Source organism: Streptomyces sp. NPDC001480, from assembly GCF_042894725.1.
GTDB lineage: Bacteria > Actinomycetota > Actinomycetes > Streptomycetales > Streptomycetaceae > Streptomyces.
The window spans coordinates 1-25953 of sequence record NZ_JBIAVX010000026.1 but is presented as its reverse complement, the minus strand read 5'-3'; the positions used below and the strand labels follow the sequence as shown (position 1 = coordinate 25953).

Genomic DNA, 25953 nt, shown 5'->3' with positions numbered 1-25953 from the left:
GGCGGGCTGCTTGTCGACGATTGACATGATGAGCGCCAGCAGAATTTCAGATGTCTCCGGGGGCGACTATGACCTTCAAGACCGAAGCCGATTCCGGAGTCGCCGATCGGCACGAGTGGTCCTATGCGCCTGCTGTCGGCGTCGGACCGCTCCGATTCGGTATGACCGTCGACGAAGTGGTCGAGGCGGTTCAAGTTCTCGGCCAGGCGGAGGTCAGCGAGTGCGCACGGCTCGCTGCGATCTTCTCGCCGACGTGGGCGGTCGAAGTCCACCGCCGCGGGGTGACTCCCTCGCTGCCCGCTGTCACGGCCTACGTGAGCCAAGCTGTGGGGTTGTTCTGCATCGCAGCTGACGCGGTCCACGGTCCCCAGGTCGGGCACGACGGAATCTCCCTGGTCGGAAGGGACCTGTCGGAACTGGAGAGCGACATAATCGCGCATGCCGAGGCAGTGGACGGGCACTTTCGCTACACGCCCGAGGGCTATGCAGGACCGGATGATCCTGGGGTGGTCATGCGCGGGCAACACGTTGGGCAGGTCATGCGTTCACGTCCGTTGTTCATGGTGACGCGCGACGGCGCGAATACCGAATGGGACTCCATGCCTTCCAAGGAGTACCGCCACGGTCAGTCAACGACCTGACGTCGTATGACTCGTGACGAGTGATCAAGGAGACGCGCCGACCCATCGTCGGCTGGGGCCACAGGAGACCGGAAGCCGAGGCCGCGTCAAGCCGGAACTCAGAACCCTGCACGACGACATGGGGCCACCCGGGGCCGGAAAAGTGGGGCCAGTTCAGACCGTTAACCCCACAGGATGCTGTTCAACCGGCTTCAGAAAAGAGGGTGTTGGACCGGGCTCCGCGTGCGTGCGGCGACGTGAGAGCAGCCGGAGGACGATATTCCCTTTGAGATTTCCGTGCCCGCGGAGCCCCGCAGCTTACATGACCGGCGTCACGTACCACCGCACGTGGCAAACACAGGCGTGGCCATCTCGACTCGCCCACGCCAGCGGCGACGCCTCCAGGGCTACGGCACCGACGGCCGGGTGTCCGTCCAGTCGATGATGACCTTGCGCTCCGCGAAGAGCCACACGCCGTCCTGCTTGGCGAAGGTGTCCTCGTAGCGGATCGACATGAGGACGAGTTTGCGGCCGTCGTCGCCTTCGAGCAGGTGGTGGGCGAGGCAGTAGGTCTCGCCGGTGGCTCGGCCTGCCTCGGGGGCGACGTCGATCCTGCTCTGGCCGTTGAAGTGCATCGTCGCGACGTACTGGTTCAGCGACATGAAGCCCTCGACATGGGCGTCGCGGCCGACCAGTATCTGCACCGGCTCAGAGGTGGACGGGTCGGCGGTGTAGACCAAGGTCCTGGCTTCCGGCGCGTACAGCGCGGCCTGGCTGCCGGGCTGCCGGCGATCGGCGAAGTGGGCGTAGGCGTCGATCAGTTCGCGGATGGCGAGCCGGTCCGCCGCTTCTTCCAGGGTGATCGTGGTGTGGGCACTCATGTTGGTCTCCTCCTCATGGCGTGCTGTATCAAGTGGTGTCAAGCAGTACGAAGCGGCAATGCGACGACCTGCCGGCGCGTGCGCCGGCCGGCAGGGCGTCGTCGCGCTGCACGTCATGCGGCGCTGAGGCCACCGTCGACGGGCAGCGCCACGCCGGTGACGAAGCTGGATGTAGTCGTAGAACTCCCCGGACGGGGCGTGCAGCAGCCCCGTGTCGACCAGGCCGGGGGCGACCGCGTTGACCCGGATGCCCTTGGCCGCATAGTCGAGGGCGGCGCTGCGGGCCAGACCGATGCCCGCGTGCTTGGAGGCGACGTACCCGGCGTGGCCGGGGACACCGAGCAGTGCCGCGCCCGAGCCGATGTTGACGATGGAGCCGGAGCCCTGGCGGTTCATGAGCTCGAGCTCGTACTTCATCGCCAGGAACGTGCCGCGCACGTTGGCAGCGAGCATCTCTTCCACCATCTCGCTCGTCCACTCGTGCGTCGGCAGCGACGCCGAGCCGTCATAGCCCGCGCTGTTGACGGCGACGTCGAGCCATCGAGTCGACGGTCACGTCGCACTTGACTGCCTGCGCCGATCCGCCGATCTCGTTGATCGCGCGCACGGTGCCTTCCAGCGAGTCCCCGGTCCGCCCGGCGACGGTGACGAAGCACCCTTCGGCCGCCAGGGCTATGGCGCTCGCCCGGCCGATCCCGGAGCCTCCGCCGGTGACGAACGCCCGCTTTCCTTCGAACAGCTTGTTCGTTTCTGGAACCTCTTCTCGTACGTGTGCTTGTGGGGTGAACGGGACCGGCGTCAACTGTTGGGCTGGTCCTCGCAGGTGAGCTCGGTGAGCCGGCGGACCTCGTCGTCGGACAGGCGGAGCTTGGCGGCGGCCATGTTCTCGGCGAAGTGACCGGGCGTCGTCGTGCCCGGGATCGGCAGGCTGTTCGGCGACCGGTGCAGATGCCAGGCGAGCGCGACCTGCTGCGGTGTCACGCCGTGGCACTGGGCGATGGCCTGTACCTCTTCCCCGATATGCGGTGCGGGGCCGTCGATCCGGGTCGGTCCCCAGGGGGAGAACACGACGTCGGTGCGCTCGGCGGCGGCCAGCTGGGCGGCGCCGGCCCGGCTAGCGAGGTTGTACTCGGCGGTGATGGCGGCGATGTCCACGATGCGGCGGGCCGCTTCAAACTGGTCGACGGTGACGTTGGACAGGCCGATGTGGCGGATCAGGCCCTGTTCCTTGAACTCGGCCAAAACGCCGACCTGGTCCTCGAATGGTGCGTCCGTTGCCCTTCCGCTGTGGAGGTAGTACAGGTCGATGCGATCCAGGCCGAGGCGCCGCAGGCTCATGTGCACGCACTGCCGCAGGTAGTTCGGATTGCCGACCGCGCCGAGGGTGTCGTACGGGTATCCGCCGCGGACGAAGCCGCCCTTGGTCGCGATCACGAGGTCGTCGGGGTACGGATGGAGCGCCTCGCGGATCAGCAGCTCGTTGGAGTGCGGCCCGTAGACGTCGGCGGTGTCGATGAAGGTGACGCCCGAGTCGACGACCTGGCGCAGCAGGGCGATCCCGCCGTCGTGGTTCGGGTACTCGCCCCACACCTGATCGCCGGTCAGCCGCATGGCGCCGAAGCCCATCCGGCCGACGGTCAGCTCTCCGCCGATCGTGATCGTCTCGGTGGTCGGTTCTGTCGTTGTGGACATGGGTCTCCTTGTTCGAGTGGTGGCGGGTTCGGTCAGTACTGCCGGGGCTCTGCGTCGGTGTCGAGGGTCGCGAGCATCCCGGCGGGGTAGCGGTCGCCGACGGCTGTGCCAATGGGGGCGGCGTCCTCGAGCGCGGCGCGGTCGGCGTCGGTGAGGACGATGTCGGCGGAGGCCGCGTTGTCCTCCAGGTACTGGATCCGGCGGGTACCCGGGATGGGCACGTGGCTCTGGCCGAGGAGCCAGGCGAGGGCGAGTTGCGAGGGCAGCACCCCCTTGCCGGCGGCCACCTGGCCGATCGCGGCCACCAGCCGCAGGTTGACGTGGAGGTTTTCGCCCTGGAAGCGCGGGTCGTGGCGCCGGAAGTCGTTGTCGTCGAGGCCTTCGAGGCTGGTCAGTGCGCCGGTGAGCATGCCGCGGCCGAGCGGTGAGTACGGGACGAAGCCGATGCCGAGTTCCCGGACGGCGTCGAGGACCCCGTTGTGCTCCACGCCGCGCTCGAAGAGCGAGTACTCGCTCTGCACGGCGGTGAGGGGATGCGTCGCGTGGGCGCGCCGGATGGTGGCGGCGGACGCCTCGGACAGGCCGATGTGGCCGACTTTGCCGGCCGCGACCAGCTCCGCCATGGCGCCGACGGACTCCTCGATCGGGATCTTCGAGTCGATGCGGTGCAGGTAGAGGAGGTCGATCTGTTCCACGCCGAGGCGGCCCAGCGAACCGTCCACGGCGGAGCGCAGGTGCTCTGGGCTGCAGTCGACGGCGGGCCGGCCCCCGTCGTGGGTCACCATGTTTCCGTCGTCGTCGAAGACGAAGCCCACCTTGGTCGCGATACGTACCTGATCGCGGACGGGGGCCAGGGCGCTGCCCACGAGGCGCTCGTTGTGGAACGGCCCGTACGTCTCGGCCGTGTCGAACAGCGTCACCCCCAGGTCGACTGCCCGCGCGAGGGTGGCACGGCTCGCCTTGTCGTCGCTGGGCCCGTACGTGGTGCTCATGCCCATGCAGCCGAAGCCGAGGACGCTGACCGTCAGACCCTCACTGCCGAGTTTCACGCTCTTCATCGTTGTCACCTGTCCCATCCGGTGTGCTGGTGGTGGCCCCGCATGCGGTTCAGGGCCGGTAGCTCCAGAGTGGTTTTCAGGAGGTCCCTTGCCCCCAGGCAAGTCCCTGGGAGGACCCCCGGGTCCCGGCGGTCAGGAAGCCCCGGGCAGGCGCGCAACCCCCGGCGAGATCCGGGGAGCGACGGGAGGGCGATCCGAGTGCCGGACCTCGGCCCGCGCCCGTAGCCTGTGTGCATGTCCAGATCGCGGAGTGCTGCCTTCATGGGGCGCGCCCGTGAGCGGATCGAACTCGACGCCCTGCTCGCCGACGCCCGTCACGGGGCCGGCTCGGTCCTGGTCATCCGGGGCGAGGCCGGCATCGGCAAGACAGCCCTGATGCGGTACTGCGCACGTCAGGCGTTCGGGTTCCAGGTCCGAGAGGTCTGCGGCGTCGAGTCGGAGATGGAGCTACCGTTCGCCGCGCTCCACCAGCTGTGCGCACCGATGCTCGACCGGCTCGACGTCCTGCCGGCTCCCCAGCAGCAGGCGATCCGGGTGGCCTTCGGGCTGGCTGGCGGAAGTCCTCCGGATCCGTTCATCGTCGGCCTGGCGACGCTCGGCCTGCTGTCCGAGGTCGCGGCCGAGCGACCGCTGGTCTGCCTCGTCGACGACGCCCAGTGGCTGGACAGCGTGTCCAAGCAGGTGCTCGGGTTCGTCGGTCGGAGGCTGAACGCCGAGTCCGTTCTGCTGCTGTTCGCCGTCCGGTCAGACACCGGGGACGCCGATGACCCGGGGTTCGCCGTGTTGCCGGGCCTGACGCTCGGCGGGCTGACCGACGAGGACGCGCGCGAGCTGCTGACCGCGACCGTTCCCGGGCGTCTGGAGGGACGGGTCCGCGACCGGCTGATCGCCGAGACCCGCGGGAACCCGCTGGCCCTGGTCGAGCTGGCCGGCGGGATGAGCCCGGAGGAGCTGGCCGGCGGCTTCGCCAGCCGACCGTCCATGACCGGCATGCTGCACGACCTCTACCTGCAGCGGATCGCGGGCCTGCCCGAGGCAGCGCGGCTGTTCCTGGTGCTGGCCGCGGCCGACCCGACCGCCGACCCCGTACTCGTGTGGCGTGCGGCGCGCGCCCTGGGCCTGGGACGCGAGGAGGCCGCGGCCGCCGAGGCGGAGCAGTTGCTCGTCATCGATTCGTTGGTGCGCTTCCGGCATCCGCTGGTGCGGTCGGCGGCGTATGCGGCAGGAAGCGCGGAGCAGCGCCGAACCGCGCACCAGGCGCTCGCCGAGGCGACGGATCCGCAGGCCGATCCCGAACGCCGGCTGTCGCACCGGGCCGCAGCCGCCACCGCGCCGGACGAGGACATCGCCGTGGAGCTCGAGCGGGCGGCGGGACGGGCCGAGGCCCGCGGCGGCTTGTCGGCCGCCGCCGGGTTCCTGCAGCGGGCGGCGACGCTCACCGAGCGCCCCGATACGCGGGCGGACCGTACGCTGGCGGCCGCGTCGGCACACCTGCAGGCGGGTTCGCTGCGGACCGCCGCAGGGCTGGTGGCCGAAGCCGAGGCGGACGCGGACACCGATCTGCAGCGGGCCCTGGTGGCGCGGCTGCGGGGGCAGATCGACTGGGCCGCGGTCCCCGGGCGGTCAGCCCCGGTGCAGCTCCTGCGGGTCGCGATGCAGCTCGACGGGCTCGACGCGGGTCTGGCGCGGGAGACCTACCTCGACGCCTGGGCTGCTTCCCTGGTCGCCGGCCGGTTCGCCGAATCCGGCGGGCATCTTCCGGAGGTGTCACGGGCGACCCTGCAGTCGCGGGCCCTGGCGGAGCCGTCGCCCGGCCCGGCCCAGCTGCTGCTGTGCGGCCTGGCGACCCTGATCGACGAAGGGCCGGCCGCCGCGGCTTCGAGCCTGCGTCAGGCCGTCGACGCGTTCGTGCACGACCCCGATCCCGGCTGGTTCCAGAAGGGCGCCAACCTCGTCGCGACGGCCGCCGTCCTGCTGTGGGACTTCGACACCTTCGCCCTGCTGAGCGGGCGCTGGACGGAGCATGCCCGCGCATCGGGCGCCCTGGCTCCGCTGGTCGGTTCCCTCGGCGTGCGGGAGCTGGTCACCGCGTGGAGCGGCGACCTGAAGGCGGCAGCGGCGCTACGGGACGAGGGCGAGACGATCGCCGCAGCAACCGGGACGAGGATGTTCCCGCTGGGAGCGGCGTTGCTCGCCGCATACCGGGGCCCCGCGGACGAGGGCATCCCACTGATCGAGGCGACGGCCGCCGCTGCGGTCGAGCGCGGCGAGGGCATCTCCTTGCAGGCCGCGCACTGGACGGAAGCGGTGCTGCGCAACGGACTCGGCCAGTACGCCGAAGCGATGGCAGCCGCAGAGCGGGCCGTCGACGAGACCTACCTGCCGCAGATCACCTGGTGGGTGCTCCCCGAACTGATCGAGGCGGCCGTCCGCGCCGGAAAGCGGGACGTCGCCGAGCAGGCGTTGCGACGACTGACCGAACACGCGGGCGACTCGGACTGGCCGGTAGGCATCGAGAGCCGATGCCGAGCCCTGCTCACCGACGGCACCGCAGCAGAGCCGCTGTACGCCGAGGCCATCGAGCGGCTCGACCGCACACCGCTGCGCCCCGAAGCCGCACGGGCACGGCTGCTGTACGGCGAGTGGCTGCGCCGCGAGCAACGGCCCACTGACGCTCGCGACCAGCTCAGGGCCGCCCACGAACGGTTCTCCGTCATGGGCGCGGAGGCGTTCGCCGAACGGGCCCGCCGCGAGCTGGCCGCGGCCGGCGAGAAGATCCGCAGACCGGAGTCCCAGGCCGCCACCGGGCTCACGTCGCAAGAGGCGCACATTGCGCGCCTGGCCCGGGACGGCCGCACCAACCCGGAGATCGGCGCCGAGCTGTTCATCAGCGCGCGGACCGTCGAATGGCACCTGCGGAAGATCTACATCAAGCTCGGCATCACGTCACGCAGAGCCTTGCGGGAAGCGCTGCCGACCCTGGGCGACGGATCCTCAGCCGGGCGGCGCTAGCTCTGGCAGATCCGGCGCAGAGGTCCGCCGCCTCACCAGGCCTGATCCGCCGCCCGGACGAGGATTTCGTTCACGCGACGCGGTGCGGGCCGGCAACGATGAACGCCACGCTGCGCGCCACGTCCTCCGGCGCCAGACGCTCGATCTTCCGGACCTGCGCCTCGCTGCCGACGCGTTGCTCCTCCCGCGCCTGCGGGGTATGTCCGATGCCCACGGCACCGGGCACGACCACGCTCACCCGGATTCGCTGCGGCTGCAGCTCCTGCCGCAGAGACGCGGAGAAGGCCAACACGCCAGCCACGGTCATGGAGTAGACGGCCGTCCCGGGGCGAGCCACCCGCCCTGCGGTCGAGCCGATGTTGACGACGTCGGCCACGTGCCGCAGGTCCGAGGCAGCGGCTTTCGCCAGGTGCGGTTGCGCGGCGCGGGTGACGTAGAGCAGCCCCAACTGGTTGACCGCCATCATCCGCTCCCACTCGCCCGGCGGGGCGTCCTCGACGGGGCCGACGAGCATGGCGCAGGCGTTGTTGACCACAGTGTCCAACCGACCGAAGCGGGCCACGGTCTTCTCCACCGCCCGGGCCACCTGCCCTCGGTCGGTCACATCCGCCTCGACACACAGCGCGGGAGGGCCCACATCGCGCACCTGCCGCGCCACGGCCTCCAGACGGTCGCGCCGCCGCGCCACCAGGGCGACCGCCGCTCCCTGCTGCGCGAGCGCGACGGCGGTCGCCGCGCCAATACCGCTGCTGGCCCCGGTGACCAGGACCACGGTGCCGTCCAGTCGCTCCATGATCGCCTCTTCCCACATCTGCTCCGCCCGTGCTCCAGCGCGGCCGGGTGTCCTCTGCCGAGCATGCTTCCGGCCCGGCGGTGTGGGACCAGGGACGACCCTGGTCCCACACCCCAGTGGCCACCGGTGCGCGGTGCGAGAGTGGGCGGCGCGACGGCCCTGCCCTGCCAGCAGCAGGGTGGTTCAGCCCATTGGTTGATCACTTTCAAGGGCAGGCCACCGCTGGTGCAGCATCGACGCGCTCACTAGATTCCTCGCGCATCCAACTTGCGTCTCAGGACCAGCAGCTCGCTGTGGCCAGCTTCGAGAGCGGCCTGCAACTGAGTAACCTCCTCGCGGTGTTTTCGACGGTCGGCTGCCAGTTGCTGGGCGAGCCGGGAGTACGCCGGCGAAGGTGGCGTCAGTGACGTGCACTATCTGGTCGTTGCCTATGCCTACAGCGACTACGGCATCGCAAGGTGGGCGTACCAGGTCGAGCTGATGCAGGTGAACGCCTCGGGCGACGCCGTGGGCAGCAGCGCGGGCGGCAAGGGCACATGCGCGGGCAAGTGCAAGGTCAACGACAGCAAGTTCCCCTCTCAGGCGATGAGCCAGGACAAGGACGCTGTCGGCCAGTTCTTCTTCGACACCACGATCAGGGGCCCCCCAAGGGCGACATAGGCAACGGGCAGGGGACGGCCCACTGGCAGTTCACCAACCGGTGGGCAGCGCCGACGAATGAGATCACACTGAACACGCCAGTGGTCCGCTGCGACAACGCCTTGCCCGGCACCTCCAGGATTGGGTGCGTCATGCCGTACATCCCGGAGCTGGTGTACAGCAAGAGTGGCGAGTTCCCTGAACTCGCCAAGCACATCGAGTACGCGCAGAACACCAAGCACCTGCCCGGCAAGCACGGCACGACCAAGTACCTGACACGCCTCACAGACAAGGCCAAGATCAAGAAGAACCGGAACAAGGCGTGCCCGTCCAGCCGGCACCGGCCTGCGGGCAAGGAATGCGACGAGTACCCGTTCGCCTCCACCTGGCAGGGCGCCTCCACCGGTGACGGCAACTTCAGCTGGCGCATGATCCCCGCGGCGCAGAGCCGGGACGGCGGCAAAGCCCTCGGCAACTTCTACCTGTACAACCGGATCACCGAGAAGGATAGGTTCCTCGTCTGGATCAAGAGCTAGTCATCCGCCGACCATCCGGGACCCTCATGAACGAGCAGGCCACACACGGGCAGCAGCTCGTGCCTGTGCACTACCACCAGTTCAGGATCAGCGATGAGGGCGGCCCCGTCGGCCCCGACCTGCCTCCCGAGCACAACGGATTGGTCGAGGTGCAAGACGGCATCGCCACCGTGCTCACCGGCATCCACACCGGCGAGGTCGACGTCACCGTCACCTTCCACACCAGCGCCCCCCAGCCCGGGGGCGCCGACTGGGAGGAGATCGTCGAAGTCTCGCTGCACTCCGCATCGGGAGAACTGATGGTGCGCGGCCTGATGGCCGACCTCGACGAGGAGCTGCCCGAGCTGTCCTTCGACGGCCCCGGCGACTACCGGCTGCGCGTCCACGCACGTGGCCGGGACACCGCCGTCGACCTCGCCCCGGACGACATCACCGAGTGGTACCTCATCCAGGTATGGCCCGCACCGGCCCGGGAGGCCACGGTGCTCCGCCAGACCGACAGCTACGGAGCATCTGTCCGAGCACAGTGACCACCACCGGCCCGCGCAGCCGACAACGCGGCCATGGAATCCTTCTTCAGCCTGCTGCAGAAGAATGTCCTCGACCGCCGGACCTGGGCCACCCGTGAAGAACTGCGGATCGCGATCGTGGCCTGGATCGAGAGGACCTACCACCGGCGCCGCAGACAAGCCGCACTCGGCCGGATGACACCCGTCGAATTCGAGGCCGTCATGACCACACCGGCCCTCCAGGCCGCGTGACCAAACCTGTCACCCAAACCTGCATCTGACCCACGAGCCCGGCCCTGGGTATGGGGAAGACCCGCGCCTTCAACCCGTGTCCTACGCCGCCGATACGTGTACTCCGTTTGAGGAATCCAGCACCAAGCCGACCCCCCAGGTGATCGAGGGCCGCCTGCGCGCTGGAAGCGTGTCCCATAAGCTCGACTATGCGACGCTGGCGGCGCTCTACGAAGAGCATAGGGACCTCTTGACGGTCAAGCTCAAGCGGGAGCTGTGGTCGCGCCTGCTGCCGAGCGCACTGGGAGCCACGCCGCCTACGACTGAGTCTGTTCTCCGCCGCGGCTCAACTCGTCACATCCGCCCGCCGCCGGCACCTGAGATTCGCGGCCCATTGGCCCTGGACCGACCTCATCACGGACGCGATACGCTTCTTCACCTGGGAAGTGCCTCCGACGGTGACGGGAACAAGGATCTCAGCAATCCTAATTCTCGCTGGTCAGAGGCACTTTCTGCCTTGTTGATCATTGGCCGGACAGCCCGCTTCGTGAAAGCCCGAGGTTAGGGTCCGCTATGAACAAGTGGCGCCCAGAGGTCAGGGCGATCAGGGTGACTGGTCCGTAGTTCAAGTGTGATGTCATGCAGGACGTAGGCGGCGAAGTCCGCGGTGGCGCTGCCAGACACGTGACTATAGAAACTACGGGCGGCCGTTGCAGCGAGGTGATCATCGAGGGGCCAGAGGCTGGCAATGACGTGACGAAATCCAGCCAGATGGAAAGCCGATGCCAGGTTGATGGACTCGTCTGCGAGTCTTATACCGCTGTGCGCCGTCGAGCATGCGGAAAGATAAGCCATTTCGGCATGTTGCAGCTGAAGTCGGCTGATCTCAGAAATGGGGAGAGCGGCGTCATACAGGCATATGCCGCTTCGGCAAGGAGAAGCGGCGTCGACGCTGGCGTGGCAGGCGAAGTGCGCCCAGGTGGCATCGGGTATAGCGGCCTGGACTCGAGTAGTGTTTGCGTCAGCGCCGACTGGTGTCCAGGTACTCGTCTGAGTGCACCACCGGGTACGAAGTTATGTGCTCCACTGCTCTCAGGCCACGTCGGTGTCCCGTTCGACGGCCTGGAGGCGGTTCTTGAGCCGGTAGCTGTTGCCGTTGATCGAGACGATTTCGCGGTGGTGCAGGAGCCGGTCGAGGATCGCGGTGGCCAAGACCTCCTCGCCGAAGACCTAAGGCATCTCGGCCTGGACGCAGCCGACGTACGCAAGGTCGCCGACCTCGCCGCACGTCCGCGCCCGGTCTGCCGATCCGCACGACCCACTACGGCAGCAGCAGCACGGGCTACGAGTGCGCCCCCGCGCCCACTTGACTCCGTGTCTGCACGATGGTCGCCATGCAAGGAACACCTCCCGATCAGCCGGAGCCGTGGAACTCTTCACGAGAACGAGGACCCTGGACACCGCTGGGGCCACGGACGGCTGATGGGGTGGTGCGCCCATGAGCGCTTCTATTTGGTCGCCGGGCGGTCCTGCCTCGGCCCGGCATCGACGGACAGGGAAAGCCCGAAAGGAGCGTGCGTTGCACGTGACCTGTGGAATCGACTGGGCTGAGGATCACGTGCGCCACGAGGCGCTTGAAGTCGAGCGGGGGTGAAAGACCTTCGAAGACGCTCTGCCGGATGAACGTCAGCCTGCCGCTGTCAGTCCTGCTGCACAAGCTCAACCAGGTGCTGCGGGGCTGTACCGCCTGCTTCCGCCCGGGGGTGTCCGCTCGGGCCTTCCAATACTTGCGCATGATCGTCTGACGTCAGTCTTCGGATGGTTCCGCCGCAAACACCTCGGTACCGGGTGGAAGGAACTCCGTCGCCGCTACTGCGACGGCGGATGGTGGCCGCACGACGGCGACGTCGTCCTGTTCAACCCGGGCTCGGTAGTCACCACGCGATACCGGCCCAGGGGGACGACCATCCCGACGCCCTGGCCCAGCACGACCTGAGGAAAGCAACTGCTCAACGGGGCTTGTGGAGAGCCGGATGCGGGGCCAACTCGCACGTCCGGTTCGGGAGGGCGGCGTGGAGAAACGGGCTGAGAGGAATCCCAGTACCGCGTACAGCAACGGCCCCACCGAAGGTGTCAACACCAAGACCAAGCGAATCGCGCGCCAGATGCACGGCCGAGCAGGCTTCTCCCTCCACCGCCTCCGCATCCTCCTCGGATAGCGCCACCCTCCGTCACCACCGAAAGTGAGACAGGACCGAACGATTTACAGTCCCGAGGCTAGAGGAGCCCGGTAGGTGTTCGGGCCGCAAACGACCAGTCAGGCGGACGGGGGCATGACTTCCGGTCACTGCTTGCGACTGGTCAGACGAGCGCCGGTGCGGGTGCGGGCAGGTAGGGAGTGATGTTGCGCCAGGCACGCTCGATGTATTCCTCCTTCTCGCCGACCGGGGCGACGTAGCGCAGTGCGTTTTCGGCGGCGTCGTTGCCCGCGAGGCGGGCGATGATCCAGGCGGCGAGGTAGTGCGAGGCGAGGCAGCCGCCGGCGGTGGCGATGTTGTCCTTGGCGTAGAAGGACTGGTTGAGCACCTCGACGCCGGCGGCGATGACCCATGGCTTGGTGGTGACGTCGGTGCAGGCGGGGATGTCGTTGAGCAGGCCGAGCTTGGCCAGTACGAGCGCGCCGGAGCACTGCGCGGCGATGAGTTGGCGCGCGGGGTCGAGGGCGCGCAGGATGTTCATGATCACCGGGTCTTCGACGACCTCGCGGGTAGCGATGCCACTGCCGATGATGACGGCGTCAGCGGCGCACGCCTCCTCGAGTGTGGACATCTGTTCGATGACCACCCCGTTCCTCGACGTCACTTTGAGGCTGGGAGTGGCGATGGTGACGCGCCAGTCGTCGGTCCTGACGCGGTTGAGCACACCGAGAGCGATCAGGGAGTCGAGCTCGTTGTAGCCCTCGAAGGTGAGGATGGCGATGTGCACGGCGGCTGTCCTTCCCTATGAGTGGGGTGGATCTTCACGGTAAGGACTCGCGAACAGGACAGTTAAAGAATTGTCATGGATACAATTCGGTGCATGGCAGCCTCGCGGTACAAAAAGCTGGTTGACGCGCTCGCATCCGACATCCGGACCGGGCGGCTCGCCGCAGGCGTGCGGCTGCCGACACATCGCGGGCTCGCCGCCCGTGAGGGCATCGCCGTGGTGACAGCGACCCGGGTGTATGCCGAACTCGAAACCATGGGCCTGGTGAGCCGGGAACAAGGCCGCGGCACGTTCGTGCGTGACATCGCGGTTCCCGCCGGTCACGGCATCGATCTGCAGATCGTCGCCACGGATGCGGTCGACCTCAGCTTCAACTATCCGTCGCTGCCCGGGCAAGCTGATCTCCTTCGGCAGGCCCTGCGGGACGTGGCTACCTCCGGTGATCTCGACTCGCTGCTGCACTACCAACCACATCGAGGGCGTGCCCAGGACAGAGCCTCCATCGCACGGCACCTGAGGCGCCGGGGAATCACCACCGACGCGGACCGGATCCTCATCGTCAACGGTGCGCAGCACGGCCTCGCCATCACCGTCATGGCCGCGCTCAACGCTGGCGACGTCGTCGCGGTCGATGCACTCACCTATCCCGGTTTCAAGGTGCTCGCGCATGCCTTTCATCTCGACCTGGAGCCCATACCGACAACCACCAACGGACCGAATCTCGACGCCCTGGAGAAGCTGTGCGCGACCCGCCCTGTGCGGGCGATCTACACCATGCCAACCTTGCACAACCCTCTGGGGTGGGTCATGCCGACAACCGACCGAACCCGCCTGATCAAGATCGCTCGACAGCACGGCCCGCTCATCATCGAAGACGCCTCCTACGCCTACCTGGTCGAGGACCCACCACCCCCTCTGGCCGCGACCGCGCCGGACATCACCGTCTACGTCTCGGGACTGTCCAAGAGTGTCGCCACCGGCCTCCGGGTAGGCTTCGTCCTCGCCCCGCCCTCCGCGGTGCCATCACTCGAACGCGCGATTCGGGCAACCACCTGGAACACCCCGGCCCTCACCACCGCGATCGCCTGCCGCTGGCTCGACGACGGCACGGTGGACCAATTGGAAGTGCAGAAACGAGAGGATGCCAAAGCCCGCCAAGCACTCGCCGGACGAGAGCTGGCAGGTCTGCCGCTCATCAGCCACCCCTCGTCCTACTTCACCTGGCTTCCGCTGCCCGATGATGCACGCGCTGATCGCCTGACCGCCGACCTCGCACGTCAGCACATCTCGGTAAGCACGGCGGAGCCCTTCACCACCTCGATGCACACGCCACAGGCGCTCCGCCTCGCTCTGGGTTCGACCGATCTGGACCGTCTCCAGTCGACGCTGCGCACAGTGCGACGATTGGCTATCGAGGACGCCTACGCCTGAACTTCACTCGACCAGCCGATTCCCGCCCGCACCAGCCTCTGCGGACGAGAAGCCGTCGAACGAGGCCGGGCTCTGGGGGCCGGTGTCGAAATCGGCCGGCTGGTCGGCTGCTGCCGTGGGCATCTCCTTTGGTGCTGTCATCTTTCGACGACGTCGTGCGCCAGTCACGGTTGATCCGTTATGAATCGCCGTCTGGGGCGATTCCTTCCGCCGGGCGCGTCGGTGAATGCCCAGCGCAATGCCATCTATTTCCCGCACAACCGGCACGTCGAGCCGTATGTGGTGCTCGCCGTGTGGTGCCTGGTCGCCTCGTCGGTCTTCCTTGTGCGGCGTGCACGTCACCCCGCCAGCCGGGCGGCCGCTCAGGACGCCATGCCCGGCGCTGGATGAGCGCACTGCGGCATCGCAGCCGCCGGCGGCCACGCCGGCCTACCGCGGTCGTCGGGACAAGCCTCTTCTCGATCCCCAGCGCCCCGTCCGGCATCGCCTGCACGACGTCGAGCGCTACGACATCACCTGTGGCGGCGAGTACTGGTTCCTGCCGAGTCTCAGCGTGTTGCGCTGGCTGGCCGATCCCCGCGCCTGAGCCAACTCATGCCGGGGCTTTCCGTTCCCGTCCAATCATGCGCCGGGGATGGCCCGTCTACGATCAGCCGCCATGGGCTGACTGGAGCGGACCGCGGGACTGAGGCAGTGGACCAGGAGCGGGACGCGCGCACCGCACAAGCCGCTGCTGCTCCCGTACGCCCTCGGCCGCTTTCAGGAGGACGCGGAGGGCGGCCTGCGCTACAGCGCGGTGGAGCAGAACTTGCAACGACTGCTCACCGAGTACGGCCCTTCGAACAAGACCACGCCGGCTTACCCCTTCCACCACCTGGCCAGCGGCGGCGTATGGGGAGTGCGCATCGGTCGCGGGCCCGGCAGCCCCGGAAGCGGAGTGCGGGATCTCAGGGAGACAGTGCCGCCGGGCGGCTCGCGCCGGACTTGAGAGCAGCTCTGCGGCGCGAACCGCAACTGCTCGGCGGGATCGCGTGAGTGCTGCTCCACCTGCACCTCCCACCCTCCGTCCATGGCGAACTGTGCGAAGCCGTCGGCCCGGAACGGGAGCCGGCGCAGACCGAGCAGATCTCGGCGGCACGCAGGCAGCGGGACCGGCGGTTGCGGGAGCTGGTGCTGACCGCCTACGAGTACCGGTGCGCCTTCTGCGGATAGGACCGCCGGATCGGCGCGGTGCCGGCCGGGCTGGAGGCCGCCCATGTGCGCTGGTGGGCGTTCGGCGGCCCCGACGAGATCGACAACGGACTGTGCCTGTGCTCGCTGCACCACAAGCTCTTCGACAAGGGTGTTTTCGGGGTGGGAGACGATCAGCGCGTCCTGGTCTCACAGCGCTTCGCCGGCCACAGCCCCGCCGCCCGCGAGCACGTCATAGCCCTGGAGGGCCGTCCACTCGTCGGCCCGCAGCCCGGAGCACACCCCGTCGCGGCCGCTCACCGTGACTGGCACGCCCGCCAGGTCTTCCTCGGCGAGTCACGCCCTGCTGCGGCCGCCTGACACCGTCCCGACCCCGTCGGCATCGCCCAGCAGACGAATCCACCGTTCTCGGGGTTACTCCTGGAAGTCACGCGTCAGTTCGTCGTGACAGTCGTGTGGTGCGGTCGGTTGTGTACCCACAGGGCCGAGGCGAGGGCCGCGCACAAGAATACGGCGGCGATGACGGTCATTCCGACGTGGACGCCGGAGGTGAAGGCGTCGCCGATCGCGGCGGTCACGTTCGGCGGGGCCGCTCGGTGGCTGCCGCTGCCGGTGGAGACGGCGTGCTCGACGGCGGGCCAGGCTGCTCGGGGGACGTGGTGGGCGTCCAGCCGGGTCGGCAGTTGGGACTGGAGTCGGCCGGCGAGGAGTGCTCCGAGGAGGGAGGAGCCGGTGACGGATCCGATCTGGCGGAAGGCGTTGACGGCTCCGGAAGCCATGCCGGCGTGTTCGTGGGAGACGCTGACCAGGGCGGCCGCGGTGCTCGGCGCGGCCACCATCCCGCTCGCAGCCCCGAAGAGCGCGAACAGCCACCACACCCGGGCGTAGGAGGTGGTCGGATCCAGCGTGGTGAGTCCGGCCGTGGCGGCGGCCCCGATGACGAAGCCCAGGGTCAGCGGGAGCTTGAAGCCGGTGCGGCGGATCACGCGTCCGGTCGCGTAGCTGACGATGACGTAGACGCCGAAGAAGGCCAGCAGCCGCCATCCCACGTCCAGGGCGGACAGGTGCTGGACGCGCTCGTAGAAGAGCACCGCCAGGATGGCCAGTCCCGTGAAGCCGAACAGGGAGACGGCCGCGACGAACATGACCGCGCTGAAAGACGCCGACCGGAACAGGCTGATGTCCAGCATGGGTTTCCGGCCGGCGCGCTCGACGAGGACGAAACCCGTCAGGGCCGCGGCCGCGATGATCCAAGCGGTGAGGATGCGGGGGCTGGTGTAGCCGTCGTGTCCGCCTTCGATGAGCGCGTAGACGAGAGCGGCGATGCCCAGGACGGCCAGGACCTGGCCGGGGATGTCGAGCTCGCCCTCGGGGCCGCGCGATTCAGCGACGAAGATGGCGGCGGCCATGGTGACCACGGCGAGGACGGCGGTCGACAGGAAGACTGTGTTCCAATGGAAGTGGTCCAGCAGGGCGCCCGCGATCAGCGGGCCGGCGGCGAGTCCGATACCGGAGGCGGCCGCCCAGATGGTGACGACTTCGGTGCGCCGGTGGGGGTCGGGAAACGTGGCGCCCAGGATTGCCAGGCTGTTGGGCAGAATGAGCGCGCCACCGAGGCCGGAGACGAGTTGGCCGGCGATGACGCCTCCCGCCGAACCCGCCGCGTAGACGATGAGCGAGCCGATGATCATGATCGCGGCGCCGATGGCGAAGGTTCGCTTGCGGCCGTAGAGGTTGCCGATGGTGCCCGCGGACATCACCAGACTGGCCACGAGCAGGGTGTACGCGGAGGGGATCCAGACGAGGCCGGTCGGGGACACGTGCAGGTCGTCCTGGATGGCCGACAGAGCCGACACCGATGCGGTGATCAGCAGAAAGGTCGTCATGGCGCCCAAACACATGGCGATGAGCGTGACGGTGGCAGTGAGCCGGGAGGGCTGGTTCGCGGATGGCCGGAGACCGGTTTGCCTGCCGGTCGGCTTGAGCCGGCCGAAGGCGGGGGAAGGAGTCGAAGTCACGGTGTCCTCGTCTCAGCCGAGCTGCGGGTAAAGAGCGGCGACGCCACCGGACAGGTCGGCCTGGACCTGGCGGCTGCGGTCGTCGACGACGATTTCGGCAGCCCAAGAGGCAATGCCGTCGACGGCCGCGCGGGCGACGTCCGCCGGGTCGGTCTTGGGCCCGTCGACATCGCGGGCCATGTCGGTGTCCATGTAGCCGACGTGGAGTCCGGACACCGTGATGCCCCGGGGCGCGAGCTGCTGTCGCAGCGCGTTGGTCAGGCTCCACTCCGCGGACTTCGCCGCTGCGTAAGCGCCGACGGCGGGAAAGCTGATCCACGACAGCACGGACAGGATGTTGAGGATGGCACCGCCGCCCTGTGACTCGAGCACCGGGGCGAAGGCCCGGATCATGCCGAGGGTGCCCAGGTAGTGAGTCTCCACCTCCAGGCGGACGGCATCCCAGTCGCCGGCCAGCAGATCGGCGCCCGTGGAACTGCCCGCGTTGTTGATCAGCACCGTGATGTCACGGGCCTCCTCCGCAGCCGCGGCGACCGAGGCGGGGTCGGTGACGTCGAGCCGTATCGCTTTCACACCGGGCAGATCGATCTGTTCCGGTCGGCGCGCTGCTCCGTACACCGTGGCGCCACGCGCGACCAGTTCCTGAGCGAGCGCCCTGCCGAGCCCGCGGTTGGCGCCGGTGACCAGGACGGTTGCTGTGCTGATGTCCATGATTCCTTCCTCGGGATGCGCACACCCGGCCTGACTAATGATTGGATAAGTCAGCCACAACGGTATAGGCTGACTTTGCATGAGGCAAGCCAGGTGGAGGATGGAGAGATGAAGGATCTACTGGACGAACGGGACACCTGGTCCATGGTCAACTGCTCCATCGCCAGGACCCTGGAGATCGTCGGCAACAGGACGGCGCTGCTGATCATGCGCGAGGCGTTCTTCGGCACACGCCGGTTCGACGACTTCGCCAAGCGTGTGGGCATCGGCGAACCCGCCGCCGCAGCGCGCCTGAAGGAACTGACTGCCGCCGGTCTCCTGGAGCGCGTCCCCTATCAGGAGCCCGGCCAGCGGACCCGGTACGCCTATCAACTGACCCAGAAGGGCCGGGACTTCCGTGCCGTCATCGTGGCGCTTCGGCAATGGGGCGACAGGTGGGCCGCCGACGAACAAGGGCCCCCCGTGGTCGTACGCCACGAGGATTGCGGTGCTCCGGTGCACGCGGTGCTCCGCTGCGACGACGGGCACGACGTGCCGATCGGGGACTCGTTCGTCGATGCCGGCCCGGGTCTCATCCGCGTCGGCCAGGACAGCCCCTGAACGCACCGGCGTTGAAACACCCCGCAGGACGATTCCACCGCAGCGTGGGCCCACCCCCGGCACAGCCCGCCGACACGGCACACCGACAACACGCGCCCCTGAGGAGCTGCCGCATGTCCGAAACGTCGAAGAAGTCCTTGCGTGCCGACGCGACCGGTGAGACAGGAGCGGCCATCCACAGATCACGTGTGTTCGGCTGGGAAGACCCTGCCATCTCCGCCGGCGCCCTCCCCCACCACAGCGGTCTCGACTTCCTCCGCGAGATCCTGGCCGGGCGACTTCCCGCCCCGCCGATCGCCGCCACTCTGGGCTTCACCCTGGAGGAGGCCGAGCACGGCCGGGCGGTCTTCGTTCTGGTGCCGGGGGAGGAACACTACAACCCGATCGGCAGTGTCCACGGCGGCGTCTACGCCACGCTCCTCGACTCGGCGGCCGGCTGCGCGGTGCAGTCCGTACTGCCCCAGGGCATGGGATACACCTCGATCGACCTGACATTGAAATTCCTGCGCCCGATCACCGTCGACACCGGCAAAGTCCGCGCCATCGGCACCGTTCTCAACAGCGGCCGTCGCACCGCCCTCGCCCAGGCAGAGCTCCGCGACTCCGGCGACCGGCTCCTGGCCCACGCCACCAGCAGCTGCATGCTCTTCCCGGTCCCGGCCCACTGATCCCCATGCCCGGCGCGACAAAGGGGACCCACGGCACTGGCTGACCCGTCCGAGCTGCATCGGCCAGGTGCTCTCCTTCCTGTCAGACCCTATGCGTGCCCCTTCGCCGAGGACGGATTCGTCGTTCTCGGGACCCGATGCCATCGGTCGCAGCCGGAGGCATACGGCTGGCCGACGAGGATCAGGGCGGCCTCGGTGTCGCTATGACCGCTGTTGGGGACCGGGCGAGGCTGGGGGTGGGAGAGTCTGCTCGGCCCAGACGGTCTTGCCGTCGAGGGAGTAACGGACACCCCAGTTCTGTGCGAGTTGGGCGATGATGAACAAGCCGCGCCCGCCTTCGTCGATGGTCTTCGCGTGGCGCAGCCGCGGCGCGAGCGAATTACTGTCCCAGACTTCGCAGGCGAGCGTGCGGTCCTTGATAAGCCGCAACCGCACCGGCGGGGTGCCGTAGCGGATGGCGTTGGTGACCAGTTCACTGACGATCATTTCGGTGGTGTAGGCGGTTTCGTCATCCACTCCCCAACGGGTGAGCTGGTGTTGGGTGTGGGTGCGCGCCGTGGCGACGGCTTTGGGGTGGTGGTCGAGATGCCATGCGGCGACGTGGTCCGCGGGGAATGCGTGGGTGCGGGCGAGGAGGAGGATGAGGTCGCCGTGGCGGCTGTCGTTCCGCAGCCGGTAGAGCACGTCGTCGCACAGGTCCTGCAGTGGCCGGTCAGTGTGGGCGAGCACCCGTTGGAGGGTCTCCGGGGATTGGGAGGCGTGCAGCAGGGATGGGTTGTAGAAGGCGAGGACGCTGCCGTCGGTGATAGGGACCGTGGTGGCAGCGAAGGGGGGTCCTTCCGTACTGCCCAGGGGAGGTCCGCTCGGTAGGTGAGGTATCTCGGTGGTCCCGTCGGGATGGGCGATGACGGGTGGGGGGTGGCCGGCGAGGGCGATGGTGCAGGTCTGGGCGAGCGGGTCGTAGACCGCGTAGGCGCAGCTTCCCGTGAGCGGCATGGGTTCGCCGGGCGGCAGAGCTGCGCGTTCCTGGGCCAGGCTGATGGCGGTGTCGTTGAGGCGGGCGAGTAGTTCGTCGGGCTCCAGATCGAGCGCGGCCAGGGAGTGGGTGGCGGTCTGTACCTGCCCCAGGGTGGTGGCCGCGTGGATGCCTTGGCCGGCCACTTCGCCGACCACCAGGGCGGTGCGGGCGCCGGACAGGGCGAATGTGCCGAACCCTCCGCCTCCGCCCGAATCAGAGGGCACCAGCAGGTGCGCGGTCTCAACGGTCGTCCGCGTCGCAGCCTCAGGAAGCAGCACGTGGCGCTGGATGGTCAAGGCGATGGTGTGTTCGCGGGTGTAGCGGCGAGCGTTGTCGATGCACAGCGCGGTGTGAGCGGCCACAGCGACGGCGAGGGTGACATCGCCCTCGTCGTAGACGTCGTCCTGGTCGGTGCGGTAGAGGCTCATCAGCCCCAGAACGGTTCCCCGCAGCGTCAGGGGCGTGGTGATGAGGCTGTGGGCACCGGAGGCGTGGATCGCCTCGGCGCGCTGCGGGACGGCCGCCAGCCAGGGCGTTTCGGGGCCCAGGGCGACGAGACGGGGCTTGAGGTCGCTCAGCGTCTGCGCGTAAGGCGTCGGGAACGGCAGAGCCCGCACGTCACCCACCGGATGTGCCTGCTCCTCGCCGCCACTGAGGCCGAAGGCGGCACGACGCAACGGCACCTCCCGCCCGAGAGGACTCGGCGGAGGTTCCTCGCCGCGCACCACTGATTCCACCACGTCCACCACGGCGATGTCGGCAAGGTCCGGCACCACCGCCCGCACCAGTTCCTCGCAGGTGGCCACCACGTCGAGGGTCTGTCCCACGCGCTCGCGCACCGAGCCGAGGACGCGCAGACGGGCACGTACTTTTTCGCGTTCGGTGACATCGAGGATCTCCGTCAGCACACCCAAGGTCCTCCCCTGCGCGTCTTCAAGACGAGATACCGAGACGGAGAACTGGTACTCCGGCCCCGGCGCGCCCTTCGGACGCACTTCCACCAGTCGCCCCCGTGCCGGCTCGCCGCTTTCCAGCACGTCCTGCAGCATCGCCTCGACCTCATCGGGCGCGGAAAGGTCATATACGTCGGCGAAGCGCCGGCCCATGATCTGTTCAGGGGGCCCTGCGTGCAGGACCGACGTGTTTACGTTGATCCGTAGAATCCGCAGCTCCGGGTCCAGGACCATCAGGCCAGTCGGGGACTGGTGGAACAAAGCTTCCAGGACTGCCGCACCCTCGACAGGCGAAATGGCTTCGTTGTGCGCCACGACCCACCTCCCCTATCCAGCCTGCGCCTGGCTCCTGCGCGCCGCTCCCTCGCACTCTGAGACGTGTTGGGTGCCTCCGTTGCGACCTCAAGGATTTCCGCAGGTCGTGGAACCGTCCGAGGAATCACTAAGCGAATGTCCCAGGTGGGCGCGCTTCGGCGAGCGCTTCAGTTCCCAATCGCTGCAGGAGCAGCAGGGCAAGGTCCCGGGGGTCTGGCATCGAGCCCGCGCACGCCCCACGCGTGCGCGGGTGGGATCCGTCAGACCAACGACGGGAAAGACGGTCTTGACCGAGGAAACTCTTCCCTCTCAGCGCCCATAGGACCGTCCGACGACGAGTCGTGTACGTGTGCCCACGCTCGTCCCGCGGGCGGTGAAGCATTTGGTGTGGGTGGCGGTGCCCACGAGTCTTCGGCAGCCGGGCACGATCAGCGCAGGAGGACGCTGAAGACCATGCGGAAGAAGGCGTCGAAGGGAGCGGAGGACTTGTCGGCCCGGACCGCGATCAGCGTGCCCTCCCAGGCGCTAAGGATGAACAGCGCGGCGTCCTCGACGTCCAGAGCATCGTCCAGCTCACCTGCTTCCTGCGCTTCGGCGAGCACCCGCCGGATGTGCGCGGCCCACTGCTCGAAATCACCCCGGGCGGCGGAGCGGATCTCCTCGGAGTGGTCCGCCACCTCTGCGCCCAGGTCGCTCACCAGGCATCCGCAGGCGAAGCCGCTGGCGACCGTGTCTGCGCCCAGGAACTCGAAGTGCGCACGCAACCGCTCCAGCGGAGGGTGTACGGGTGGGTCGAGAGGTCGCGGTCTACGGGGCGCTCTCCACCCATCGGCAGACCGACCCGACGGCGCTGACGATTCCGCTGTCGGCACGCTCGGTCGTCTACGAGACCAAAGTGGTCCGCGGTCTCTGGCTGAACCGCTGGTTCGGCATCGCCTCACCTGCGGATGTGCTGGACGCGCTGTCCGAGGTTCGTACTCTCGTCACTGATGGAGTGCTGAGCATCCCCCGGGCGGCCGTTCCCACTCGAACGCTTTACTGAAGCCATCTCGTTCGCCGAAACACCCGCTCATGGCGCCGAACCACTCTTCGTCTTTGATAGTGACCGGGACAAAAACGAAGAGTAGGAGGCGAGACTTCGCTGCTGTACCGCCACCGGCGGCGCCTTGCTGTCAGCTGAAGTGGATGTTGCTTAGGTCGATCGAGACCATGACCTGATCGAGCATGGGATAGCCATCGGCGTCGCGGCGGTAGGCCCGGCGCTTCGTGGGCAGCGTGATGCCGTCCGCTTCCAGGCAGTCGTAGACGTACTGCGCGGCGGCGAACCCGCCTGCCACATCGACGTGATAGTCGTGTCGGCGCAGCAGGCGGTCGGCGCCGAAGTAGAAGTCCTGGTGGGTGCTGTGGCTGACGATCTCGGGTGGGAACGTGGCGCGCAGTCCTCGCCACAGTTCGTCCCCTTCCCGCCACGGCGCGATCTCGGTGACCGTGAAGCCGGGCATGGCCAGCAGGAACGGCGTGGTGAGGTAGGTCCACAGGGCGTAACCGTTGAAGTAGGCGCGGTCCAGTGCGTCCCAGGGGGTCTCCAAAGTGTGCCCGCTGAAGGATGACCGTGGGTCCTCGCGTTCGGCCACCATCCGCCCGTCGAGCTTGTCGATACTCACACGTCCGGGGGTGAAGTCGGTCTTCTGGTCCGGGGCGCCGAATGGTCTGACCGAGGCGTGCTCCTCATGGAGGAAAACGGTCATCTCGCGCGGCGCGGGATCCTGCGGCAAGCCCTTCGCGGCGAACAGATGACCGCCGCTGACAAGGGTGGCTCGCGCCCGAGTCAGCTGGCGCCAGCGCGTGGTCCCGCCGTGCGCTTCGATCGCCTCGGTGAGTAGTTCATTCATGTTGGTCTCCAGAGGCGCGGCGACCCACGGAACGCCCGCCCACTCAAGGTGAAGAGGATGCGTCGAGACGGACAATTCGGAATCGGTGGCCCTTGATCGCCGAAGCGGCAGACAAGGGCTTGGACTCCGGAAGCCGCCCGTGACCAACGACCGCAGCCGCACATCTCCGGCCGTGACCAGCAAGGCGGCTTCAAGAGGATGGATCTTCATTGTGCCCAGCCTGAGCGGGACGTCAGCGCGGTGCGACCGCGCCCGTGTGGACGGCGCGCATGGCGCGCTTGATTGTCTCCTGGTTTTCGCCGACCGGAGCAACGTAGCCGATGACGTCGCGCGCGGCGGCCTTCCTGAGCATGCGTGCGGGTCTCGCCCACCCCGCTGCTCATGGTGGTTGCCCTGGGCGACGCGGTCACCGTGACCGACCTGGCGCTCGCCGCCTACGAACGTGCCCTGGAGCCCAAGCGACTGCAGCTGATCCCAGGCGGCCACTTCGACCCGTACGCCAGACAGTTCGATCGGGCGAGCGGCGCCGCCCGCGCCTGGTTCCGTGAGCATCTCGCCTGACGGGCGAACGCACCCCTTACCCGGCGTGCCGCACGCGATCCGAAGAAGAACCATCCCCATCTGCGTGGACCAGCGACGACAGCTCCCCCCCCCCCGCTGGTAGGGAGCAATCCGCTACAGAACCGCATCGACAGCTCGCGGGAGCTGATCGGTTAGCGAACGAGGCCCGGCACTCTGCGGCCCCAGAGTCCGCAGGCGCATACCAACCTGCCACTCCAGGGTGGAAGCTGGAGGACATAGCGCCCCTCTCAACAGTGAATCGGGCAGGTCGGCTGCCCCATTCCTGATGCTCATCGCCAAGCGCTAAGTCACCGCTCGAGCCGCCCCCCTCACGGTCCGAGGCATGCCTCGCGTGGCTTGCAGTGGTTCCAGCAGGACTCCGCCTGTCTCCAGCTGCTTTCCGCACCCCTGATGGAAAGGAAAGATCATGAGCTTTGCGTACTCGTCGATTCGGACGCGAGAGGAGGCCGGTGTCCTGTTCGCCACCCTCGACGCCGGCCCCCTCAACCTCATCGGTGTCGACCTTGTACATGACCTCGTCTCACTTGTCGGCACGCTGCACACGGACCGGGCGACGTGCGGGTCGTCGTCATCGACAGCGCCTCACCCGAATTCTTCTCGGCGCACGTGGACCTCACGGCGATCCCGCAGTACACCGCAGAAGCCGCTAAGGCCGGCGGCCCTGGTGACGCCTCGCTCGGTATGTTCCTGTACAAGCTGGCGCACGTCCCGGTGATCACCATCGCCAAGGTGCGCGGCAGGGCCCGCGGCGGTGGCAACGAACTCGCCCTCGCCTGCGACATGATCTTCGCCGCGCGTGAGAACGCGGTATTCGGACAGTTCGAGTCCGGCACCGGCGCCCTGCCCGGCGCCGGCGGAATCCAGCACCTGACCCGGCGGCTGGGCAGAACACGTGCCATCGAGGCCATCACCGGCGCCGACGACTTCGACGCCGAGCTCGCAGAGCGCTACGGCTGGATCAACCGCGCCCTACCCGACGCCGAGCTGGACGGCTTCGTCGAGCGCCTGGCCAAGCGCATCTCCGGGTTCCCGCCCGGAGGGGGCAAGGCCGCGAAGCGCGCGATCAACGACCTCACGCTGCCACCCCTGGCGAACGTCCGCTCCGACTCGGCCACGTTCCTCAGCCTGGTTGCACTGCCCGAGAGCCGTGAGCGCTTGGACTACCTCGCGAACCGGGGCCTCCAGACGCCTGGTGACCTCGAACGTGACCTCGGCAAGGCCGTGGCGGAGTTCCCTGGCTGACAGTGCCGGCGGCTGCCTTGTCGCAGAACCAGCACCTTCTCGGCGAGTGTGATCAGCCGATGCGTAAGGGCTTGCCGGGGGAACGAGGCACAGCAACATCCTTCCCACCCACCCCTCAGGGCAAGCCAGTTCAAGATGACCTGCCCCACGGTTTGGGGTTCCAGTTGCGGTGGCCAACTGGGGGAGGGGATGGTGTCTTGCTCGGAGAGTAGTTCGTACTCGATCGGGGTGCGGTAGCCCAGTGCTGAGTGGCGCCGCTGTCGGTTGTGGAAGACCTCGATGACCCTGTTGCCCAATTGACCTCACGCTGCGAGGCCGAGGGCTGCCAGTCGAGAGATGCGGGTGCGTGCGAGGGCGGTTTCGTTCCACCAGGCGT

At 68.1% G+C, this 25953-nt stretch carries 24 protein-coding genes and 4 pseudogenes; 15 read left to right on the top strand and 13 right to left on the bottom strand.

The annotated features are described in order from the left end of the window. Positions 1-68: 68 nt before the first annotated feature. The gene (locus ACFY01_RS41280; RefSeq protein WP_390741009.1) at positions 69-641 is read left to right on the top strand and encodes a hypothetical protein; all 573 of its coding nucleotides are present in this window, start codon (positions 69-71) and stop codon (positions 639-641) included. Positions 642-1027: 386 nt separating this feature from the next. On the opposite strand, the gene ACFY01_RS41275 is transcribed toward ACFY01_RS41280, so the two are convergent. The 4 genes from ACFY01_RS41275 to ACFY01_RS41260 are packed head-to-tail and all read right to left on the bottom strand — an operon-like array spanning position 1028 to position 4251. Continuing rightward, positions 1028-1993, bottom strand: a complete 966-nt coding sequence (locus ACFY01_RS41275) for an SDR family NAD(P)-dependent oxidoreductase (RefSeq protein WP_390741005.1) — start codon at positions 1991-1993, stop codon at positions 1028-1030. 13 nt (positions 1994-2006) lie between these two features. Next, positions 2007-2303, bottom strand: coding sequence for an SDR family NAD(P)-dependent oxidoreductase (locus ACFY01_RS41270; protein WP_390740936.1), 297 nt, complete (start codon positions 2301-2303; stop codon positions 2007-2009). Beyond that, positions 2300-3193, bottom strand: a complete 894-nt coding sequence (locus ACFY01_RS41265; RefSeq protein ID WP_390740935.1) for an aldo/keto reductase — start codon at positions 3191-3193, stop codon at positions 2300-2302. Before ACFY01_RS41265 ends, ACFY01_RS41270 begins: the two co-directional genes overlap by 4 nt. Positions 3194-3225: 32 nt before the next feature. Continuing rightward, a complete protein-coding gene (locus ACFY01_RS41260) occupies positions 3226-4251 on the bottom strand; it encodes an aldo/keto reductase (protein WP_390740934.1) in 1026 nt (341 codons plus the stop codon). Between the two features lie 234 nt (positions 4252-4485). On the opposite strand from ACFY01_RS41260, the gene ACFY01_RS41255 reads away from it, so the two are divergent. Further along, positions 4486-7263 (top strand): AAA family ATPase, encoded by a 2778-nt coding sequence (locus ACFY01_RS41255; RefSeq protein WP_390740933.1) that lies wholly within the window; start codon positions 4486-4488, stop codon positions 7261-7263. Positions 7264-7333: 70 nt separating this feature from the next. On the opposite strand, the gene ACFY01_RS41250 is transcribed toward ACFY01_RS41255, so the two are convergent. After that, complete coding sequence (locus ACFY01_RS41250) at positions 7334-8056, bottom strand: SDR family NAD(P)-dependent oxidoreductase (protein ID WP_390740932.1); 723 nt, start codon at positions 8054-8056, stop codon at positions 7334-7336. Between the two features lie 408 nt (positions 8057-8464). On the opposite strand from ACFY01_RS41250, the gene ACFY01_RS41245 reads away from it, so the two are divergent. The 4 genes and pseudogenes from ACFY01_RS41245 to ACFY01_RS41230 form a co-directional block, all read left to right on the top strand. After that, on the top strand, positions 8465-8716 hold the full coding sequence (locus ACFY01_RS41245; protein WP_390740931.1) for a hypothetical protein: 252 nt from the start codon (positions 8465-8467) through the stop codon (positions 8714-8716). A gap of 131 nt (positions 8717-8847) precedes the next feature. After that, positions 8848-9231 (top strand): NucA/NucB deoxyribonuclease domain-containing protein, encoded by a 384-nt coding sequence (locus ACFY01_RS41240; protein ID WP_390740930.1) that lies wholly within the window; start codon positions 8848-8850, stop codon positions 9229-9231. Between the two features lie 26 nt (positions 9232-9257). Next, the gene (locus ACFY01_RS41235; protein ID WP_390740929.1) at positions 9258-9761 is read left to right on the top strand and encodes a hypothetical protein; all 504 of its coding nucleotides are present in this window, start codon (positions 9258-9260) and stop codon (positions 9759-9761) included. Between the two features lie 18 nt (positions 9762-9779). Further along, positions 9780-9992, top strand: a pseudogene (locus tag ACFY01_RS41230) (IS3 family transposase); the annotation flags it as partial. A gap of 540 nt (positions 9993-10532) precedes the next feature. Here ACFY01_RS41230 and ACFY01_RS41225 read toward each other — a convergent pair. Then, positions 10533-10997 (bottom strand): annotated as a pseudogene (locus ACFY01_RS41225) (CHAT domain-containing protein); the annotation flags it as partial. 66 nt (positions 10998-11063) lie between these two features. Further along, a pseudogene (locus tag ACFY01_RS41220) lies at positions 11064-11201 on the bottom strand (ATP-binding protein); the annotation flags it as partial. A 449-nt stretch (positions 11202-11650) separates the two neighbouring features. Here ACFY01_RS41220 and ACFY01_RS41215 point away from each other — a divergent pair. Continuing rightward, positions 11651-11776, top strand: coding sequence for a hypothetical protein (locus ACFY01_RS41215; protein ID WP_390740928.1), 126 nt, complete (start codon positions 11651-11653; stop codon positions 11774-11776). A gap of 556 nt (positions 11777-12332) precedes the next feature. On the opposite strand, the gene ACFY01_RS41210 is transcribed toward ACFY01_RS41215, so the two are convergent. Then, positions 12333-12956, bottom strand: a complete 624-nt coding sequence (locus ACFY01_RS41210) for a DJ-1/PfpI family protein (protein ID WP_390740927.1) — start codon at positions 12954-12956, stop codon at positions 12333-12335. Positions 12957-13049: 93 nt separating this feature from the next. Here ACFY01_RS41210 and ACFY01_RS41205 point away from each other — a divergent pair, with 93 nt between their 5' ends. From ACFY01_RS41205 to ACFY01_RS41195, 3 genes and pseudogenes are all read left to right on the top strand, one after another. After that, positions 13050-14387: a PLP-dependent aminotransferase family protein gene (locus ACFY01_RS41205; protein WP_390740926.1), complete on the top strand. Its 1338-nt coding sequence runs from the start codon at positions 13050-13052 to the stop codon at positions 14385-14387. Positions 14388-14718: 331 nt separating this feature from the next. After that, the gene (locus ACFY01_RS41200; RefSeq protein WP_390740925.1) at positions 14719-14973 is read left to right on the top strand and encodes a hypothetical protein; all 255 of its coding nucleotides are present in this window, start codon (positions 14719-14721) and stop codon (positions 14971-14973) included. 81 nt (positions 14974-15054) lie between these two features. Continuing rightward, positions 15055-15938, top strand: a pseudogene (locus ACFY01_RS41195) (phosphorothioated DNA-binding restriction endonuclease). A 74-nt stretch (positions 15939-16012) separates the two neighbouring features. On the opposite strand, the gene ACFY01_RS41190 reads toward ACFY01_RS41195, so the two are convergent. Both ACFY01_RS41190 and ACFY01_RS41185 read right to left on the bottom strand, forming a co-directional pair. Then, complete coding sequence (locus tag ACFY01_RS41190; RefSeq protein WP_390740924.1) at positions 16013-17479, bottom strand: MFS transporter; 1467 nt, start codon at positions 17477-17479, stop codon at positions 16013-16015. Between the two features lie 129 nt (positions 17480-17608). Next, positions 17609-18307: an SDR family oxidoreductase gene (locus tag ACFY01_RS41185; protein WP_390740923.1), complete on the bottom strand. Its 699-nt coding sequence runs from the start codon at positions 18305-18307 to the stop codon at positions 17609-17611. A 108-nt stretch (positions 18308-18415) separates the two neighbouring features. On the opposite strand from ACFY01_RS41185, the gene ACFY01_RS41180 reads away from it, so the two are divergent. Together ACFY01_RS41180 and ACFY01_RS41175 are read left to right on the top strand one after the other, a co-directional pair. Next, positions 18416-18907, top strand: a complete 492-nt coding sequence (locus ACFY01_RS41180) for a winged helix-turn-helix transcriptional regulator (RefSeq protein WP_390740922.1) — start codon at positions 18416-18418, stop codon at positions 18905-18907. A gap of 173 nt (positions 18908-19080) precedes the next feature. After that, on the top strand, positions 19081-19575 hold the full coding sequence (locus ACFY01_RS41175; RefSeq protein WP_390741004.1) for a PaaI family thioesterase: 495 nt from the start codon (positions 19081-19083) through the stop codon (positions 19573-19575). Between the two features lie 201 nt (positions 19576-19776). Here ACFY01_RS41175 and ACFY01_RS41170 read toward each other — a convergent pair whose 3' ends face one another. Continuing rightward, positions 19777-21861 (bottom strand): SpoIIE family protein phosphatase, encoded by a 2085-nt coding sequence (locus ACFY01_RS41170; RefSeq protein WP_390740921.1) that lies wholly within the window; start codon positions 21859-21861, stop codon positions 19777-19779. A gap of 428 nt (positions 21862-22289) precedes the next feature. Beyond that, positions 22290-22625, bottom strand: a complete 336-nt coding sequence (locus ACFY01_RS41165; protein ID WP_390740920.1) for a TetR family transcriptional regulator C-terminal domain-containing protein — start codon at positions 22623-22625, stop codon at positions 22290-22292. Positions 22626-22648: 23 nt separating this feature from the next. Here ACFY01_RS41165 and ACFY01_RS41160 point away from each other — a divergent pair, with 23 nt between their 5' ends. Further along, positions 22649-22903: a hypothetical protein gene (locus ACFY01_RS41160; RefSeq protein ID WP_390740919.1), complete on the top strand. Its 255-nt coding sequence runs from the start codon at positions 22649-22651 to the stop codon at positions 22901-22903. A 130-nt stretch (positions 22904-23033) separates the two neighbouring features. Here the strand turns inward: ACFY01_RS41160 and ACFY01_RS41155 are convergent, their stop codons facing one another. Continuing rightward, positions 23034-23963 carry a hypothetical protein gene (locus ACFY01_RS41155; RefSeq protein WP_390740918.1) on the bottom strand — a complete coding sequence of 310 codons (930 nt, stop codon included), beginning with the start codon at positions 23961-23963 and terminating at the stop codon, positions 23034-23036. A 144-nt stretch (positions 23964-24107) separates the two neighbouring features. On the opposite strand from ACFY01_RS41155, the gene ACFY01_RS41150 reads away from it, so the two are divergent. Next, positions 24108-24314, top strand: a complete 207-nt coding sequence (locus ACFY01_RS41150) for a hypothetical protein (protein ID WP_390740917.1) — start codon at positions 24108-24110, stop codon at positions 24312-24314. 576 nt (positions 24315-24890) lie between these two features. Further along, on the top strand, positions 24891-25577 hold the full coding sequence (locus ACFY01_RS41145) for an enoyl-CoA hydratase/isomerase family protein (RefSeq protein ID WP_390740916.1): 687 nt from the start codon (positions 24891-24893) through the stop codon (positions 25575-25577). The last annotated feature ends 376 nt before the right edge of the window (positions 25578-25953 follow it).

What these genes read in the sequence shown, in the direction of transcription:
- ACFY01_RS41240 (WP_390740930.1), top strand. Translation starts at nt 8,848, where the DNA reads ATGCCGTACATCCCGGAGCTGGTGTACAGCAAGAGTGGCGAGTTCCCT.
- ACFY01_RS41250 (WP_390740932.1), bottom strand. Translation starts at nt 8,056, where the DNA reads ATGGAGCGACTGGACGGCACCGTGGTCCTGGTCACCGGGGCCAGCAGC.
- ACFY01_RS41155 (WP_390740918.1), bottom strand. Translation starts at nt 23,963, where the DNA reads ATGAAGATCCATCCTCTTGAAGCCGCCTTGCTGGTCACGGCCGGAGAT.
- ACFY01_RS41185 (WP_390740923.1), bottom strand. Translation starts at nt 18,307, where the DNA reads ATGGACATCAGCACAGCAACCGTCCTGGTCACCGGCGCCAACCGCGGG.
- ACFY01_RS41255 (WP_390740933.1), top strand. Translation starts at nt 4,486, where the DNA reads ATGTCCAGATCGCGGAGTGCTGCCTTCATGGGGCGCGCCCGTGAGCGG.
- ACFY01_RS41235 (WP_390740929.1), top strand. Translation starts at nt 9,258, where the DNA reads ATGAACGAGCAGGCCACACACGGGCAGCAGCTCGTGCCTGTGCACTAC.
- ACFY01_RS41190 (WP_390740924.1), bottom strand. Translation starts at nt 17,479, where the DNA reads ATGTGTTTGGGCGCCATGACGACCTTTCTGCTGATCACCGCATCGGTG.
- ACFY01_RS41215 (WP_390740928.1), top strand. Translation starts at nt 11,651, where the DNA reads ATGAACGTCAGCCTGCCGCTGTCAGTCCTGCTGCACAAGCTCAACCAG.
- ACFY01_RS41280 (WP_390741009.1), top strand. Translation starts at nt 69, where the DNA reads ATGACCTTCAAGACCGAAGCCGATTCCGGAGTCGCCGATCGGCACGAG.
- ACFY01_RS41260 (WP_390740934.1), bottom strand. Translation starts at nt 4,251, where the DNA reads ATGAAGAGCGTGAAACTCGGCAGTGAGGGTCTGACGGTCAGCGTCCTC.
- ACFY01_RS41180 (WP_390740922.1), top strand. Translation starts at nt 18,416, where the DNA reads ATGAAGGATCTACTGGACGAACGGGACACCTGGTCCATGGTCAACTGC.
- ACFY01_RS41205 (WP_390740926.1), top strand. Translation starts at nt 13,050, where the DNA reads ATGGCAGCCTCGCGGTACAAAAAGCTGGTTGACGCGCTCGCATCCGAC.
- ACFY01_RS41265 (WP_390740935.1), bottom strand. Translation starts at nt 3,193, where the DNA reads ATGTCCACAACGACAGAACCGACCACCGAGACGATCACGATCGGCGGA.